Here is a 15,631-nt window from a genome sequence, read left to right as displayed (position 1 = left end):
GTGGGCGCTATCGCAGGTTAGTCGCTCTCCGCCAACTCGAGGCGTTTCCCCGAGACGCCATCGATCCGCACCTTGCCGATGCCGGCCGCGGTCGCGAACTCGATCTCAAACACGCCCCGGCCATGTTCCACCGCGAAATCCACGTCGCGGACCTCACCATGATTTCGTTCCTCGAGCAGTTCCAAACGCTCAGCGAGCGGCACGGCGCGGGCCCCTTCGCGCAGACGCTCCGGGTCCAGCCAGGGCAATGTCCAGTTTTCCAGCCGCGGCCTTGTCACAGAGATCAACTTCCCGCTTTGGATATCGACAAGCGCGCGGTGCAATATGGGCCCACGCACCACGTCGATCTCATAGACGAGGCGGCCGCCGCGCTTCTGCACATCGGCCTCGATCGCGCGTCCCGAAACGTGGCTTTCCACGATGCCGATTGCCCTGCTCAACCGGACACCCCCATGGGCCGGAACCTGCGCCTGCGCGCCTGCTCCCAACGCAATGGCCCCGAGCAGCAAATATCTCACCAAACCGCTCCAGCCGCACTATCGGGGCAGACGCAACGCTGCACGCTACCGACAGAATAGCTTCGTCAGATCCCACCAATATATTCAGATCATTTGATTTTTGTCACGTTAACAGATGCGTCTTCCCCCGCCCGGAGAATTTCGGCAGATCGTGACGGCATGGAACCGATTGCATCGAGCCCAACTTACTTGCGCGCCGTAGCGCGACCGGCCCTGCGTAGCAGCTTCGGCACCTATTGCGCATCCGGCTTGCTCCTGCTGGCCTCCCCGGCCGCGGCTGGTGCGCATGGGTGGGGGCAAGCGAGCGATATCGGTCGCGACGCACTGCTGGCCGCAGCGTTGGGGGTACCTGCGGTGCAAGGGGATTGGAACGGCAGTCTGCAGGCCGGCGGGAGCATCTTGCTCGCGGGCGGCGCTGCCTATGGCCTGAAGCGCCTCTTTCCGGAACGGCGTCCGGACGGCAGCGATCGGAAAAGTTTCCCTTCCGGCCATAGCTCCGAGGCGTTTGCTGCCGCGGCAAGCCTGGAAAACCGCTACGGTTGGAAAGCAGGCTTGCCTGCATTTGCGCTGGCGAGCTTCGTCGCGACGGCTCGGGTAGAGGCTCGCAAGCACCATTGGTATGATGTCGTTGCCGGTGCTGCCATCGGAACGGGCAGCGGATTTCTGCTGACCGCACGCCGCAACCAGAATGTCCGGCTCGTGCCGTGGGGCGATAGCCGAACTGCCGGGATGAGCCTTAGCGCCCGTTTTTAAGAGGCGCTGGGAACCCTGAATGCGCTTGTCAGGCGGCGCGGGTTTGGCGCCGCGCTTTTTCCAGTTTCTTGAGCACCATTTCCCGCTTCAGGCGAGACAGGTGATCGATGAACAAGATGCCCTCGAGGTGGTCCATCTCGTGCTGGAGACACGTCGCCAGCATCCCCTCGATCAGCTCGTCATGCTCCACGCCATTCTCGTCGAGCCATTTCGCATGGATCGTTGCTGGCCGTTCGACCTCGGCGAACTGATCAGGCACCGACAGGCAGCCTTCATTATAGATGTTATTGTCGGCCGAAGGATCTGACAGTTCTGGATTGATAAAGACCAACGGATTGCGGATCGGCTGGCCGTCCGGGCCTTCCTCCTCCTGCAGATCGATGACCAATACGCGCTTGGGCACGCCGATCTGGATCGCGGCAAGGCCGATCCCGGGCGCATCGTACATCGTTTCGAACATGTCGGCGATCAGTGCGCGCAGATCATCATCCACCGCTTCGACAGGAGTGGATTTCACGCGCAGCCGGGGGTCGGGCGCCTCGATGATCGGACGAATAGCCATCTGCGCAATTTAAGCCTCGTCGGCGTTACCTTCAAGCGCAGCTTGCCATAGCTCGATCGGATTACCTTCCGGATCGTGGATACGCACGAAACGACCGACGCCAGGCATGTCCCACTCCGACTTGGTGATCACGTCGGTCCCGGCGGCGTGCAGGCGCGCCACCAGCGCGTCGAGATCGTCGACGCGGAAATTGAGCATCCATTGCTTATCGCGATCGAAATAATCGGTGTCAGCCTTGAACGGCGAGAAGACGGATGATCCGGCCTGTGGCTCCCACGTGCCATATTCGCCAGCACCGACGCCTAAATGGGTCGCGTACCATGCACCGAGCGCTTCAGGATCCTGCGCCCGGAAGAAGAAGCCGCCAATTCCTGTGACGCCCATTTCTATCGCCCCCTTCATCCCAGCGGAGGCTGGGAACCACGATCCCTTACCGAAAGATGGACGTCGGATTAAGGGGCGCCGGATTAAGCCACCGGCCGTCGTGCGCGCAGCGCCTGCGCCAACGTACCTTCATCCAGATAATCAAGCTCTCCGCCGACGGGCAGGCCATGCGCCAATTGTGTGACGCGCACAGGAAAGCGTTCGATTCGCTCGGCTATATAGTGCGCGGTAGTCTGTCCCTCGAGTGTGGCGTTCATTGCCAGCACGACTTCGTCGATGCCGCCACGCTCGATCCGCCCGACCAACTGATCGATCGTTAGATCTTCCGGCCGTACGCCCTCCAGCGCCGCGAGCCGTCCGCCAAGCACATGGAAGCGGCCGGGGAAAAGCCGTGTGCGATCCAGCGCCCACAGGTCCGCCACTTCTTCGACAACGCACAGCATGCGCGTGTCGCGCCGCGGATCGGCACAGATAGCGCAAGGGTCCGACGTATCGACGTTGCCGCAGGTCGAGCAACTCGCCAGCCTCTCGCTAACCGCTTCCAGCGCGCGCTGGAGCGGGCCCAGTGCCGCCTCGCGTTTCTTCAGCAGATGCAGCACGGCGCGGCGCGCCGAACGCGGGCCCAGCCCCGGCAGCCGCGCCAGCGCCTGCGTCAGCGCATCAATTTCAGGAGAAGCCATCGCAGGAACAAATAGGGGCTCTAGGGGCCTTCGTCACCCTGAACTTACCGAGAGCGATCCAAGACCGGCATGAGGAAGGTAGAAAGTGGCCCGGCTTTGTGGTGAAGCCCCCCGCATGCGCATCATCTTCATGGGAACGCCCGATTTCGCGGTGCCAACGCTCGACGCGTTGCATGCCGCCGGGCATGACATCGCTGCCGTTTACACCCAGCCGCCCCGCCCCGCCGGCCGCGGCAAGGCCGACCGCCCCTCGCCGGTACAGCTCCGCGCCGAAGCGCTGGGCATTCCGGTCCGCTCACCCCAATCGTTGCGCAGCGCAGAGGCCCAGGCCGACTTCGCCGCGCTGGAGCCAGACGTTGCTATCGTCGCTGCTTACGGCCTGATCCTGCCGCAGGAGATACTCGACATCCCGGTTTGGGATTGCCTCAATGTGCATGCCTCGCTGCTGCCACGCTGGCGCGGGGCCGCGCCGGTCCAGCGCGCGATCCTGGCCGGCGACGCGGAGACAGGTGTCACCATCATGGCGATGGAAGCCGGTCTGGACACGGGCGACATGCTGGCCGTGGAAAAGACCGCAATCGGCCAAAAGGATGCGGGCTTGCTCACGGCCGAGCTCGCCAAGATGGGTGCCGCCATGATGGTCGAAGTGCTCGCTGATCCCGGCGCCTATCCCGCCCAGCCGCAGCCGGATGCGGGCGTCACCTACGCCGCCAAGATCGACAAGGCAGAGGCGCGGATCGACTTCGCCGTCCCGGCCCTTCAGGTCGAGCGGCAGATCCGCGCCTTCGCGCCGGGCCCTGGCGCCTGGTTCGAACATGCGGGCGAGCGCATCCGCATCCTGGCAGCCGAGATTACCAGTGCTCCGGCTGCCCCGGGCACGGTTTTCGATGGTCTGGTCATTGCGTGCGGTGATGGCGCAATCCGTCCGTCACGTGTTCAGCGCGCCGGCCGCGGCGTGATGACAGCGGAGGAATTACTGCGCGGTTTTGCAATACCGGCAGGCACCATCCTGACATGACGCGCTTCCGCCTGACGGTGGAATTTGATGGCCGCCCTTTCATGGGCTGGCAACGCCAGGCGCATGGCCCATCGGTCCAGCAGGCGATCGAGGATGCCGCAGCCACCGCCACCAGCGAGACGCCGATCCTGTTCGCGGCGGGCCGAACCGACGCTGGCGTGCACGCGCTGGCGATGGCGGCGCACCTCGACATCACCAAGCCATTCACGCCCTTCCGCCTAATGGAAGCGCTGAACGGGCTGTTGAAGCCGCTGCCAATCGCCATCCTTGGCTGTGAGATTGTGCCAGGCGATTGGCATGCCCGCTTCTCCTGCGTCGGCCGCGACTATCTCTACCGCATCATCAACCGTCGGCCGCCGCTCACCCTCGAAGCAGGACGAGCCTGGCGCATCGCTCGCCCGCTTGATGCAGCGGCAATGCACGAAGCCGCGCAAAGGCTGGTCGGCCGACACGATTTCACCACGTTCCGCTCAGCCCACTGCCAAGCGGAAAGCCCGATCAAGACGCTCGACCGGCTCGATGTGCGGCGCGACGGCGATCATGTTCTGGTCGAAGCCTCCGCCCGCTCCTTCCTGCATCATCAGGTCCGTTCTATGGTCGGGTGCCTCGGCCTGGTCGGCCAAGGTCAATGGAGTGTGGAGGACATGAGGCAAGCGCTGGAAGCCCGAGACCGAGCCGCGCTTGGGCTTAACGCACCTGCGGACGGGCTGTATTTCGTGGGCGCGCGTTACTAGCCTGCCTGGTTCGTAGCCGCGCAGATGCGCGATCGACGAGGTATGCGACTGAACTTCCGTCTCCGCAGTAGCGTTTGTTCTGTTTTTGTTCTTGACTTTTTGGCGTTTTTGTGCGACAAAAAGCGACCGTCGCGAGCAAACGAGCGGCTGGTATTCCCTATAATTCATTATGCGCTGTGTCGGTGGTCACGTCAGGTGAGCAGCCGAGGCATCCGCATGCAGTTGATGGAGTAACTATGAAGCGGAACAGAGGCGACGGCAAAATCCGGGAACGGTCTTCCCCACTTCAGGACCAGCAGCAACCGCGCGAAAGGATTGGCGGATTACTTGCGCGGTTTGGCGAAATGAAACGACCGATTCTATTGCCGCCAGCAACTAATCCGGGAGGTCAACCCAATCGAGATATCGCACAACCACGACTCCCTGACCTAAACGCGCCGCCGATAAAAGGGGCTTACCTTCGCGCACAGGAGATACGCGGACACTTCAAGCCTTTCCAACCCGCTTCGGTGGGGCAGCGAGCAGAAGCTTATAAAAATCCAAACACACTAACGCAAGGAGCTCCGCGCCACCGACCCAGTTTGGGTATTGCCGGCAGATTTCAAGACTTCCAGGCAGGACCCAAAATAGCACGGCCAAACTTCGCGGAGGGGTTTATACCTGTAATAGGACCAGCATGGGACGCAGTCGCTGACCTTCAGGAGGGGAATTATGGGTCGGCTGCGTTCAACACGGCAATGGCCGTATCGGATGTTACTCCTATCGGAGTTGGCATCAAGGCAGTGAGAGGCGCCGCAAAAATAGCCCGGGCATCGAAGACCTGGGTTCCCAAGGCTTATGCAGTTCAGCGGAAAATGCATAAGCTCGGTCTGGCATCAAACCTCCAAGACGTTCATCACGTATTTGAGCTGAACGGGATCGCTCGCAATGTGAAGCATTGGAAGAACAATCCCCTATTTTTGAAGGTTTTAGACCGAGAAAAACATCAAAGGCTCCACCATAGGGTGCGCGACATGCCTCAATTTGGAGTTGCTCGTCGCCTTTGGCATGGAACCACGGATTGGATGAAGGCTGGCGCCGTGGGGATCGCTGGTGACGTCGCTGACAGCTTAGAAAACTTGAATGACAGATTTCAGGCAGCTCGAAAGCCTATGCCGCTAAATCAACGCCGCTAATTGAATCGTCTCGTTCAACGTCCACATAAGAGCGCATCGGCAACGAACTAGCGATTGCATATAAGTCCCTGCGATGCAGGCACCGATCTGATTTCCGGCGCCTTAAACGCTTCCATTGAGCCGTGTCGAAGCCCCGCATCTCACCTCTTGAAATGCGGGGTTTCGATGCGCCCGGCGCGATTACAAGCGCTACTCCGCCGCCACCGACTGAAGCTTGACGTCCTCGGCGACCGGGAAGTCCTGTTCCTGCAGGAAGCGCTCAGCGTCGAGTGCCGCCATGCAGCCGGTGCCCGCGGCGGTGATTGCCTGGCGGTAATGTTTATCCATCACGTCGCCACACGCGAACACGCCTGGAATGCTGGTCTTGGCGGTGCCTGGCGTGACCTTGATATAGCCATCGTCCAGTTCGAGTTGGCCAGCGAACATCTCCGTTGCGGGATGGTGGCCAATCGCGACGAAGCCGCCGTCCACTTCCAGCAAGGACGTTTCGCCGCTTTTTGTGTCCTTGAGCTCGATCCCGACTAGGCCACTTTCATGGTCGCCGACGAAGCGGACCACTTCCTTGTTCCACAAGGGGTGGATGCCGTGATGCGCGAACAGCCGATCCTGCAGGATCTTTTCCGCCCGCAGCGAATCGCGGCGGTGGATCAGCGTCACGTCGTGGCTGTGATTGGTCATGTAGAGCGCCTCCTCGACCGCGGTATTGCCGCCGCCGATCACCGCGACCTTCTTGCCGCGGTAGAAGAAACCGTCGCAGGTCGCGCAGGCGGATACGCCGCGGCCGCCGAGCTCCTGCTCGCCAGGAACGCCCAGCCACTTGGCCTGCGCGCCGGTCGCAATCACGAGCGTGTCGCACACATAGACGGCGCCGCCGTCGCCCTTCAGACGAAACGGCCGTTCCGACAGATCGACCTCGACGATCATGTCCCACATCATCTGCGCGCCGACATGCTCGGCCTGCGCCTGCATCTCCTCCATCAGCCACGGGCCCTGAATGACCTCACGAAAGCCGGGGTAATTTTCCACATCGGTCGTGATGGTGAGCTGCCCGCCTGGCTGAATGCCCTGCACGACGATCGGCGCCAGCCCTGCACGCGCGCCGTAAATGGCGGCAGAAAGTCCAGCCGGGCCGGAACCCAGGATCAGCATGCGCGTGGAATGTACGGCGGTCATCGAAGCCCTCTACTCTCTCGACAATCAGATAGGGCTTGGGTGGGTTACTTATCAACCCGAACCCCGTGGGTGCCGTCGTGCCGGCCAATGGCTTGAAGCACACGATGTCGCCGCTTCCGTCGCGCTGGTAGCGGAGGAGGGACTTGAACCCCCGACCCCAGGATTATGATTCCCGTGCTCTAACCAGCTGAGCTACTCCGCCACGCGGCGCTCCAGCGCGAGGCGCGGCCTATAGCAGCGCTCTTTGCCGGGTCAACCACAGCGTTGGTTCGTGTTGCAAGGAACCTGAGCCGCCCCACCACGTTCGCGACCTTGCATGAGGGAGGTTAGGTTCGATGGACCTGTTGACGCCGTTGGAAACGATCTGCCGTTTGATCATTCGGGCCCGCGAGCTCGAAGCGCAGGTGCCGTCGATAGAGAATGACGAGGAGCTCGATCCGACCGATTCGGATGACGAGTTCGCCGTTCTGGAAGACGAAGCCAATGAGGCGATCGAGGAAGAGATGGTCGCCCTGCTCGACGATCTTGGCGACGATCAATTGCAGGAATTGCTGGCTTTAGCCTGGGTCGGCCGCGGCACCTATGATGCGAGCGAATGGAGCGACGCGCTGGAAGCTGCCGCCGATGCCGATTCGGAGGATCCGGTCGAACAGCTGCTCGATATGCCCACGCTGGCAGCGTATCTCGACGCGGGCCTCGCCGCATTCGATCTGAGCTGCGAGGGCATCGGTCAGCTCGACTGACCGATCACCCGCGGAACATGTGACGCGACAGCGGCTCCCACGGGCCGCCACGGTACCGCCACGCCGCCAGGCCATCGATCTGGACGAAGCACTGCCTGAAGCCACTTTCCAGCGCGGCGTGCAGCGCTTTCGCTTCCGGCGCGCCAACCTTGTTCTGGATAGTGACGTGCGGCCGCCACCCGACGGCATCCTGCGGGGTCAGGAGGCTGGCAAAGGCCTGGGCGAGATCTTCCCGGATCGCACTCAGGTCGGGCGAGCTGATCCTTATGGCGACGCCACGTCCCAGGTTCATCACACCGATGGCCTCAGCTTTTGGCCGCGGCCGCCGGGCCGCCTCGGACAGACGGTGCTTGAGCTCCTCTTCCACGCTGGGCGGCAGATGATGGAACAAGGTGAGATGGGCGGATAGCTGGTTGCGCTCTGGCGGGAAATGCGCCCGCCGCAGACCGTCCAGCCATGCAAAGTCCGCCGCGCCGAACAGCGCGGAAACTATCAAAGGTGCCGTGTCAGGCAATGCCGGCCGCCGCAGCCGTGGCAGGCCAGGCATCGGCTCCAAGCTCCGGACGACCAACCAAGGCTTCGCGGCTGAGCCGAGTGGTGATGCCATCTTCCCGCATCGTTACCTCACCCCACCCCAATGCGTGCAGCCGCTCCCCTACCCCGCCGACACCACCCTCGCTGACGACGATATAGCTGATGCCGCCGCCGTCGCATGCCGCCATCGCATCCACGGCGGTTGCAATGACCTCGCCCTTCGCGTCGCGAACGGGCATCCCTTCGATCTTGGTCAGGGCGAACAGGGTCGGCGAGGCCGTTGCCGCACTGCGCGCGGTGGCTGCACTCGCGCCGGCATCATAGCGAGCCTTGCGCCCCAGCCAGCGCCAAACCCCGACCACATCAACAATCAACAGGAAGGCGTTGCTGAGCAACAAATTCTGCTGGTCGGTTCCGAAGCCGACAATCACCCAGGCCACCGCGCCAATCGAGAAGACGACGAAGCCCCAGCCGGTGACGCGGGTGCCCAGATTGGCCGCTGTCATGATCGCGGCGATCATCGTCGCCGCAGGCGCAATCCATCCGGCGAGCGCAAGCATCGCTATCTCCCTGTTTTCAAAGCCTCCTTGCAACGCGGCGCGGCGCCACGCGATCCGTGATATCGTGCGCGCCGCAGGATCCTCTGCGTGTCCACGTCCAGAATGCTGGCCGGTCCGCCGCGCACCGCTGCGGTCCGCAATTTGCCGGCGAGGCCGCGATCACCGGACGTTAGCGCCTCGCGCGCCGCCCGTGTGCGCACCAGCATGGGATGGCCGGGCATGCCCGAACACCACGGGCGCACGGCGTCGATCCCCGGTTTCAGGCGCATCGGCGGGGCTGCGGCGAACGGCATGTCGCCCAGAAAGATCAAGACCTCACGATCGATCGGGCGCAGCGCCTTGAAACCGGCAGCCAGGGTGACGGACAGGCCGTCGCGTGCTTTCCACGCGCGCACTTGCCGCACGCCCTCCAGCGTCGTGCGGCGGGAGACCACGACAATGATGGGACGCGCCCCGGATGCACGTGCGTGCTCTATGACATGGTCCAGCAGCGGGCGCCCCTGCAACCGGGCCCGGAGCTTATCCTGGCGCCCGAATCGGCGCGATGCGCCCGCCGCGAGAATGATCGCGGCCCGCATCGACCGATCAGATCTCGACCTGGCTGCCGAGCTCGACCACGCGATTGGTCGGCAAGCGGAAGAATTCCATGGCGCTTTCCGCGTTACGCAACATCCAGGCGAACAGCTTTTCACGCCAGATCGCCATACCGGGCCGCGACGAGGCTATCAGCGTCTGGCGCGCCAGGAAGAAACTGGTGTCCATCATCTTGAACTTGGCGCCACATTCGGTCGCAAGCGCCAAGGCGGCGGGCACGTCGGGCTCTTCCATGAACCCATATTTCACGACCAGCCGGTAGAAGCCCGCATCCAGATCCTCGAACCAGATGCGCTTGATCGGATTGACGTAGGGCACGTCCTCGATCTTCACCGTCAGCAGGATCACGCGTTCGTGCAGCACCTTGTTGTGCTTCAGATTGTGGAGCAGCGCATGGGGCACGCCGCCCGCGCTGGACGTCATGAACACCGCCGTCCCGGGCACGCGCGTGGCCGAATTGACGGCCGAGCGCACGAAGACGGGCACGGGGATCGCCGCTTCACGCATCCGTTCGATCATCAGGCTGCGGCCGCGCGCCCAGGTCGTCAGCAGCGTGAAGATGATGAAGCCCATCAGCAGCGGGAACCAGCCACCGTCCGGTACCTTGGTCATGTTCGCAGCGAAATAGGCGCCATCGACCAGGAAGAAGGCGGCGACCGCGAGGCCGGCAAGCACCTTGTTCCACTTCCACAGGTTGAACAGCACCACCGCGATCAGGCAAGTGTCGATCAGCATCGCTCCGCTCACCGCGATCCCGTAGGCGGCGGCGAGGTTCGACGAAGTGCGGAAGAACAGCACCAGCAGCATGACCATGATCATCAGCGCCCAGTTGACCGCCGGGATATAGATTTGGCCGGCCGAACTGGCGCTGGTATGCTCGATCCGCAGCCGCGGCATGAAGCCGAGCTGAATCGCCTGCTGTGTCACGGAGAAGGCGCCGGAGATGACGGCCTGAGAGGCGATGACCGTCGCCAACGTCGCCAGGATCACCAACGGCAGGCGGACATTTTCCGGCGCCATCAGGAAGAAGGGGTTGTGGATGATGTGGGACAGCTCTTCCGGCGTCGACGACAGAAACATCGCGCCCTGGCCGAGATAGTTCAGCATCAGCGCGGGCAGCACGAACACGAGCCAGGACAGGCCGATCGGGCGCCGCCCGAAATGGCCCATATCGGCATAGAGCGCTTCGGCGCCGGTCACCGCCAGGACGACCGAACCCATCGCCAGGAAGGCCCGAATGCCATCGTCCACGAAGAAGCGGAAAGCGTGATAGGGATTGAGCGCGGCGAACACTTCCGGCGCAGCGACGATGTTGACGACGCCCAGCACCGCCAGCACCAGGAAATAGACCATCATGATCGGGCCGAACAGCAGCCCGACCTTACCGACTCCGCGCGACTGGATGGCGAACAGGCCGACCAGGATGGCGACGGCGATCGGGATCACGAACGTCCCGAAATTATGATTGACGACCGACAGACCTTCGACCGCGGTCAACACCGACATGGCCGGCGTGATCATGCTGTCGCCATAGAACAAGGCGGTCGCAAAGACGCCCAGCAGGACCAGCCCACGGGTCCAGCGTGCCTTGGTCGAACCGGAACGGGAGATGAGCGCCAGCAAGGCGAGGCTGCCGCCCTCCCCCTTGTTATCCGCGCGCATGATGATGGCGACATATTTGATCGTCACCACGATCATCATCGACCAGAAGATCAGGCTGAGGACGCCCAGCACATTGGCCGCGCTCGGCTCCAGTGTGTGGTGGCCTGCGAAGGTTTCGCGGAAGGCATAGAGCGGGCTGGTGCCTATATCGCCGAACACGACACCGACCGCGCCCAGCGCGAGCCGGGCCAGTCCCTGATTGCCATGACCGTGCGATGCCGCGCCTAAGGGAGGCTCGAGCGGGTCAGCATTTTCTTGAACGGCGATGCCGGATGTCATCGAAGCGAGGAAACCTCAAGTAAAGGCGACTGCTTGATCTAAAACGCCGGGTTCCTCTCCGGTAGCAGCGGCGGGCGGATAGCACTTCGCGTATCCCCCCGCAACGGGCGACAGGAGCATCCCACACGGTTATGCGTTGCCCATCCAAATTCCAGGAGATGATGCATGCGCATTGGCGTGCCGAAAGAGATCAAGAATCACGAATATCGCGTCGGCCTCACGCCGCCGTCCGTGGCGGAGTTGGTGGGCGCAGGACACCAAGTGGTGGTGGAGACCGGCGCTGGCAAGGGTATCGACTTCGAAGATGCCGATTATGTCGAGGCGGGCGCCTCGATCCTACCCGATGCCGATGCGGTCTTTGCGCAGGCCGAGATGATCGTGAAGGTTAAGGAGCCTCAGCCGATCGAGATCGCGCGGCTGCGCCCCGACCATCTGCTGTTTACCTATCTTCATCTTGCCGCCGACAAACCGCAGGCGGAAGGACTGATGAAGTCCGGTGCGACCTGCATCGCTTATGAGACGGTGACGGCCAATGATCGCTCGCTGCCACTCCTCAAGCCGATGTCCGAAGTCGCCGGCCGCATGGCTGTGCAGGTCGGCGCACATTATCTTGAGAAGGAGCAAGGCGGTCGCGGCGTGCTCTTGGGCGGCGTTCCGGGTGTCGCACCCGCCCGGGTTGCGATCCTCGGCGGCGGCGTCGCCGGCGTGAATGCCGCGCAGATGGCGGTCGGCATGCGGGCCGACGTCACTATCTATGACATTTCCAACGCGCGCCTGGCCGAGCTGGACATGTTCTTCTCCAACCAGATCAAGACGGCCTATGCGTCACGCGCGGCGATCGCCGCCGCCGTGGCGCGCGCCCACCTGGTAATCGGTGCGGTCCTGATCCCCGGTGCGGCCGCGCCCAAGCTCGTCACGCGCGACATGCTGAAGACGATGAAGCGCGGATCGGTGCTGGTCGACATCGCGATCGATCAAGGTGGCTGCTTCGAGACCAGCCACGCCACCACCCACGACAATCCGGTGTTCGAGGTCGACGGGATCATTCATTATTGCGTGGCGAATATGCCAGGAGCGGTGGCGCGCACCTCTGCCTTCGCGCTCAACAACGCCACCCTGCCCTTCGCGCTCAGGCTCGCGACGATGGGGGCGGAAGCGGCGATGGCCGCCGATCCGCACCTGGCCAACGGTTTGAACGTGTCGGGCGGCAAGATCCGGCATGCAGCCGTCGCCGAGGCGCTGGACCTTCCACTTAACTGAGCATGGGAACATGATAGGAACATCGTGCGTTTCCAGCTACAAGGAGACGCACGATGATCGACAATCCCAAAAGCCACCCGACGTCCAACGCGGAGAAGGACCCCGACGATTGGACAACTGGCGACGAGCCCATGACCGGGGCGCAGGCCTCGTATCTCAAGACGCTGAGCGAGGAAGCGCATCAGCCGTTCGATGAGAATTTAAGCAAGGCGGAAGCATCCAAGCGGATCGACGCTTTGCAAGAGGAGACTGGACGCGGCCATTAGGCCGCGTCATGCCTGCAAGATGTCTGCCCGCAAGACCCTGAGAACTGCCACGGCAGAAAAACATGAGATGATCGATGCCGCTTTCGGGGCTTTCGATCTCAGCGACGCAAACTCTTACGGCCGGTTTTTGACCGCGCACGCACGCGCGCTTCCCGCTGTGGAGCGCGCCCTGGCGCAACGCGAAGGTCTCCCCGCGTTCGGCCTGCGCACGCCGTTATTGCAGCAGGATCTGGAAGCATTGGGATTGCCGATGCCGGATCCCTACGAAATGGGCGCGCCGGCCAATGATGCCGGCGCTTTCGGTGCGCTCTATGTCATCGAAGGATCACGGCTCGGCGGCTCCATACTTGCGGGTGCCGTACCGGCGGAGCTGCCGCGCGCATATCTGTCCGCCGTGCACCCCGCCGGCGCATGGCGGGCCTTTGGCGACGCGCTGGATCATGCGTCCAGCCTCGGCGACGACGATTGGATGGATCAGGCGATCGCGGCAGCCGATGCGACGTTCGATCTGTACGCGGACGCGGCGCGCGAATCCTAAATCTTGTCGATCGGCGCGGTGACGATCACGCGCAAACCGGGCTGATTATCGCTCTGCTCCAGCGTTCCGCCCAGGCTTTGCACCATCGCCTCGATCATCCGCGTTCCGAATCCAACGCGCGTGCGGACCTTGCCGGTGCCATTGTCGGCCACGATCAGGCGGAACTTGCCGCCATGTTCCTCGATTGCGATCGCCATCGGACCCGGCTTGCCGCCATAGGCATATTTGTTGGCGTTGATGACCAGCTCGGTCAGGATCAGCCCGACATGGACTGCGCGATCGGCCGAAATCAGGACGGGCGCGAGATCCAGGCGAATCTGCGCTCCCCATTCCGCACCGGATGCGGAGATCATGTCCCCAATCAGTTCTTCCAGATAGCGGGACAGATCCACCGTCTCCAGCTGGTCAGCCTGATACAGGCGCCGATGGACCAAGGCGACTGCGGACAGGCGCCGCTGCGCCTCGCCAAGATGATCGATCAGCGTGGCATCGTTGGTGGAATTCGCCTGTAGCGCCAGGAACGCCTGAACGAGCTGAAGGCTGTTCTGCACCCGATGATTGACCTCACGGAGCAGATGATCCTTTTCGGCAAGCAACGCTTCTTTTTCGGCGATGGTCAGGCCCAGTTGACGATTGAGCTCCCGCAACCGCTGGCTCTGCCGCACCGACGTCAACGTGCGGCGCAGGCGCGATGCGGCCTCGATCTCGCCGATGGTCCAGCGCCGTGACCGGCCGCGCACCTCCTCGCGCCAGCCTGCGAAGGAACTGCGTGGCGTCAGGATACCGGCTTCGCCCTGCGCGTCCTTGTGCGGATTTCCGGCCCATTCCACCGTTTCCAGATGCTCGACGCGGAACCACAGCAGCAGGGCATCGGATTCGCCGGTCAAATTAATGGCCAGCACACCACTGGCCATCCGGGTATATGCAGCAGCCGGCGCAAATTGCTCGCTCAATGCCATGCTGACGAACGGCTCGGTCAGTCCCTTGGTCCGAATCCAAGCGGCGAGTGCCAGGATCTGATCCGCATCGGGCGCCGCACCGGAGGTACTGACCTGCTGATCGCGCACCACCGCGAATCCATCCGCGTTGAACAGCCGGCTGAATTCGTCGCCATAGCCCACGAACCAATCCACGCCCGGCCGTTCGGTGGTCAGGCGACCGACAAGCTTCTCCTCGCCCGAACGCAGACGTAGCCGCTCTCGGTAGATCTGCGCCTCTTCTTTTGCACGGATCTGACGCGCAAGGCCGCCTGCCAGGGCCTGACAGGCAATGCGTGCTTCATAACCGATGCGGCGAGGCTGATGATTATGGCACGCAATCAGCCCCCAGAGCAGGCCGTCCTTGACGATCGAGATAGAGGCGGAAGCCTGCACCCCCATATTCTTCAGATATTGGATGTGGATCGGGGAGACAGATCGTAACGAGGCATCGCTCAGGTCGATCGCGCCCAACCCGGCCGCGCTCGGACGTATCGCCGCGGGTTCGTACCCGACATCAGGAATCACGCGAACACGGTTGCGAACATACAAAGCCCGCGCCTGCTGCGGGATATCGCTGGCGGGAAAATGATGGTTCAAGAAGGACGGCAGCTGCGGATCGCGCTCCTCCGCCAATACCATGCCGGCGCCATCATCCAGGAATCGATAGACCATGACCCGGTCGAATCCAGTCAATTCCCGATAGGCTAGCGCTGCACGTTCGCAGAGCGAGATCAGGTCCGGGGCGCGTTCGAAGTTGGTGCTGAACGCATCGAGGCGGGACAGCGTCGCCACGGCCGCCACCGGCATGTCGGGCCGCGGCTCGAGCTCGACCAGGACGTGATCGTCGGAAATGTGCAGAAGCGCGTCGAACGATTCCGTGCGGCCGCGCACCACCCCGACCGATGCAATCGATCGGCCGATCGTTTGGGCCTGAAGCAGCGCCGCCTCGACCGGCTCACCCAGCAAATCGGCCAATGGCTGATCCAACCAATCCGCGCGCAGCCGATCCTCGATCTGGCCGGCGCCCGCGACCACCCGCAGGCTCGCCAGATCCGCGATCAGGAGTAACCCGTGCGGCTGAATCGCGCCCGAAATATGAATCGGTTCGCGATCGCATGCGGTGAGATCCGGCGACGAACTCTGCGGATCCACGACAGCCAGCGGCGCTGTCTCCACCTGACTGCTCAAATTCGCAAGCCTCCGCGCCTGCATGATCCG

Annotated in this window: 18 protein-coding genes and 1 tRNA gene; 8 read left to right on the top strand and 11 right to left on the bottom strand. The window is 62.9% G+C overall.

The annotated features are described in order from the left end of the window. Positions 1 to 17 precede the first annotated feature (17 nt). Entirely contained in the window at positions 18 to 518 is a 501-nt protein-coding gene (locus ACOJSI_RS00720; RefSeq protein WP_420136330.1) for a PepSY domain-containing protein, read from the bottom strand. A gap of 189 nt (positions 519 to 707) precedes the next feature. On the opposite strand from ACOJSI_RS00720, the gene ACOJSI_RS00715 reads away from it, so the two are divergent. Further along, a complete protein-coding gene (locus ACOJSI_RS00715) occupies positions 708 to 1,271 on the top strand; it encodes a phosphatase PAP2 family protein (protein WP_420136329.1) in 564 nt (187 codons plus the stop codon). A gap of 28 nt (positions 1,272 to 1,299) precedes the next feature. On the opposite strand, the gene def is transcribed toward ACOJSI_RS00715, so the two are convergent. From def to recR, 3 genes are all read right to left on the bottom strand, one after another. Beyond that, positions 1,300 to 1,833 (bottom strand): peptide deformylase, encoded by a 534-nt coding sequence (gene def, locus ACOJSI_RS00710; RefSeq protein ID WP_420136328.1) that lies wholly within the window; start codon positions 1,831 to 1,833, stop codon positions 1,300 to 1,302. Between the two features lie 9 nt (positions 1,834 to 1,842). After that, on the bottom strand, positions 1,843 to 2,217 hold the full coding sequence (locus ACOJSI_RS00705; RefSeq protein WP_420136389.1) for a VOC family protein: 375 nt from the start codon (positions 2,215 to 2,217) through the stop codon (positions 1,843 to 1,845). Positions 2,218 to 2,300: 83 nt separating this feature from the next. Then, on the bottom strand, positions 2,301 to 2,897 hold the full coding sequence (gene recR / locus ACOJSI_RS00700; protein WP_420136327.1) for a recombination mediator RecR: 597 nt from the start codon (positions 2,895 to 2,897) through the stop codon (positions 2,301 to 2,303). Between the two features lie 115 nt (positions 2,898 to 3,012). Between recR and fmt the strand changes: the two genes are divergently transcribed. The 3 genes from fmt (at position 3,013) to ACOJSI_RS00685 (ending at position 5,824) form a co-directional block, all read left to right on the top strand. Next, positions 3,013 to 3,915 (top strand): methionyl-tRNA formyltransferase, encoded by a 903-nt coding sequence (fmt, locus tag ACOJSI_RS00695; RefSeq protein WP_420136326.1) that lies wholly within the window; start codon positions 3,013 to 3,015, stop codon positions 3,913 to 3,915. Beyond that, positions 3,912 to 4,649 carry a tRNA pseudouridine(38-40) synthase TruA gene (gene truA / locus ACOJSI_RS00690; protein WP_420136325.1) on the top strand — a complete coding sequence of 246 codons (738 nt, stop codon included), beginning with the start codon at positions 3,912 to 3,914 and terminating at the stop codon, positions 4,647 to 4,649. The genes fmt and truA overlap by 4 nt, the downstream gene beginning before the upstream one ends. Before the next feature lie 737 nt (positions 4,650 to 5,386). Then, on the top strand, positions 5,387 to 5,824 hold the full coding sequence (locus ACOJSI_RS00685) for a hypothetical protein (RefSeq protein WP_420136324.1): 438 nt from the start codon (positions 5,387 to 5,389) through the stop codon (positions 5,822 to 5,824). Positions 5,825 to 6,013: 189 nt separating this feature from the next. On the opposite strand, the gene trxB is transcribed toward ACOJSI_RS00685, so the two are convergent. After that, a complete protein-coding gene (gene trxB / locus ACOJSI_RS00680) occupies positions 6,014 to 6,997 on the bottom strand; it encodes a thioredoxin-disulfide reductase (RefSeq protein WP_420136323.1) in 984 nt (327 codons plus the stop codon). A gap of 125 nt (positions 6,998 to 7,122) precedes the next feature. Then, positions 7,123 to 7,199: transfer RNA gene (locus ACOJSI_RS00675), tRNA-Met, on the bottom strand. A 133-nt stretch (positions 7,200 to 7,332) separates the two neighbouring features. Between ACOJSI_RS00675 and ACOJSI_RS00670 the strand changes: the two genes are divergently transcribed. Further along, the gene (locus tag ACOJSI_RS00670) at positions 7,333 to 7,740 is read left to right on the top strand and encodes a DUF3775 domain-containing protein (protein ID WP_420136322.1); all 408 of its coding nucleotides are present in this window, start codon (positions 7,333 to 7,335) and stop codon (positions 7,738 to 7,740) included. A gap of 4 nt (positions 7,741 to 7,744) precedes the next feature. Here ACOJSI_RS00670 and ACOJSI_RS00665 read toward each other — a convergent pair whose 3' ends face one another. The 4 genes from ACOJSI_RS00665 to ACOJSI_RS00650 are packed head-to-tail and all read right to left on the bottom strand — an operon-like array spanning position 7,745 to position 11,369. Next, positions 7,745 to 8,287 (bottom strand): 2'-5' RNA ligase family protein, encoded by a 543-nt coding sequence (locus tag ACOJSI_RS00665; protein ID WP_420136321.1) that lies wholly within the window; start codon positions 8,285 to 8,287, stop codon positions 7,745 to 7,747. Beyond that, positions 8,247 to 8,834 (bottom strand): PRC-barrel domain-containing protein, encoded by a 588-nt coding sequence (locus ACOJSI_RS00660; protein WP_420136320.1) that lies wholly within the window; start codon positions 8,832 to 8,834, stop codon positions 8,247 to 8,249. Before ACOJSI_RS00660 ends, ACOJSI_RS00665 begins: the two co-directional genes overlap by 41 nt. 2 nt (positions 8,835 to 8,836) lie before the next feature. Beyond that, on the bottom strand, positions 8,837 to 9,412 hold the full coding sequence (locus tag ACOJSI_RS00655) for an NTP transferase domain-containing protein (protein ID WP_420136319.1): 576 nt from the start codon (positions 9,410 to 9,412) through the stop codon (positions 8,837 to 8,839). Positions 9,413 to 9,419: 7 nt separating this feature from the next. Then, on the bottom strand, positions 9,420 to 11,369 hold the full coding sequence (locus tag ACOJSI_RS00650; RefSeq protein WP_420136318.1) for a potassium transporter Kup: 1,950 nt from the start codon (positions 11,367 to 11,369) through the stop codon (positions 9,420 to 9,422). A gap of 165 nt (positions 11,370 to 11,534) precedes the next feature. On the opposite strand from ACOJSI_RS00650, the gene ald reads away from it, so the two are divergent. Genes ald through ACOJSI_RS00635 form a run of 3 tightly spaced genes read left to right on the top strand, consistent with a single transcriptional unit; the run spans position 11,535 to position 13,433 of the window. Further along, positions 11,535 to 12,629: an alanine dehydrogenase gene (gene ald, locus ACOJSI_RS00645; protein WP_420136317.1), complete on the top strand. Its 1,095-nt coding sequence runs from the start codon at positions 11,535 to 11,537 to the stop codon at positions 12,627 to 12,629. A 53-nt stretch (positions 12,630 to 12,682) separates the two neighbouring features. Continuing rightward, complete coding sequence (locus ACOJSI_RS00640) at positions 12,683 to 12,895, top strand: DUF3072 domain-containing protein (RefSeq protein WP_420136316.1); 213 nt, start codon at positions 12,683 to 12,685, stop codon at positions 12,893 to 12,895. Between the two features lie 19 nt (positions 12,896 to 12,914). After that, complete coding sequence (locus tag ACOJSI_RS00635) at positions 12,915 to 13,433, top strand: biliverdin-producing heme oxygenase (RefSeq protein WP_420136315.1); 519 nt, start codon at positions 12,915 to 12,917, stop codon at positions 13,431 to 13,433. Here ACOJSI_RS00635 and ACOJSI_RS00630 read toward each other — a convergent pair. Next, a complete protein-coding gene (locus tag ACOJSI_RS00630) occupies positions 13,430 to 15,601 on the bottom strand; it encodes a histidine kinase dimerization/phosphoacceptor domain -containing protein (protein WP_420136314.1) in 2,172 nt (723 codons plus the stop codon). The two genes, ACOJSI_RS00635 and ACOJSI_RS00630, sit on opposite strands and share 4 nt — an antisense overlap. Positions 15,602 to 15,631: the final 30 nt, after the last annotated feature.

Origin of the sequence: Sphingomonas sp. (assembly GCF_048595155.1) — a bacterium.
Lineage (GTDB): Bacteria > Pseudomonadota > Alphaproteobacteria > Sphingomonadales > Sphingomonadaceae > Sphingomonas_I.
This window is presented reverse-complemented; position numbering and strand designations above follow the sequence as displayed.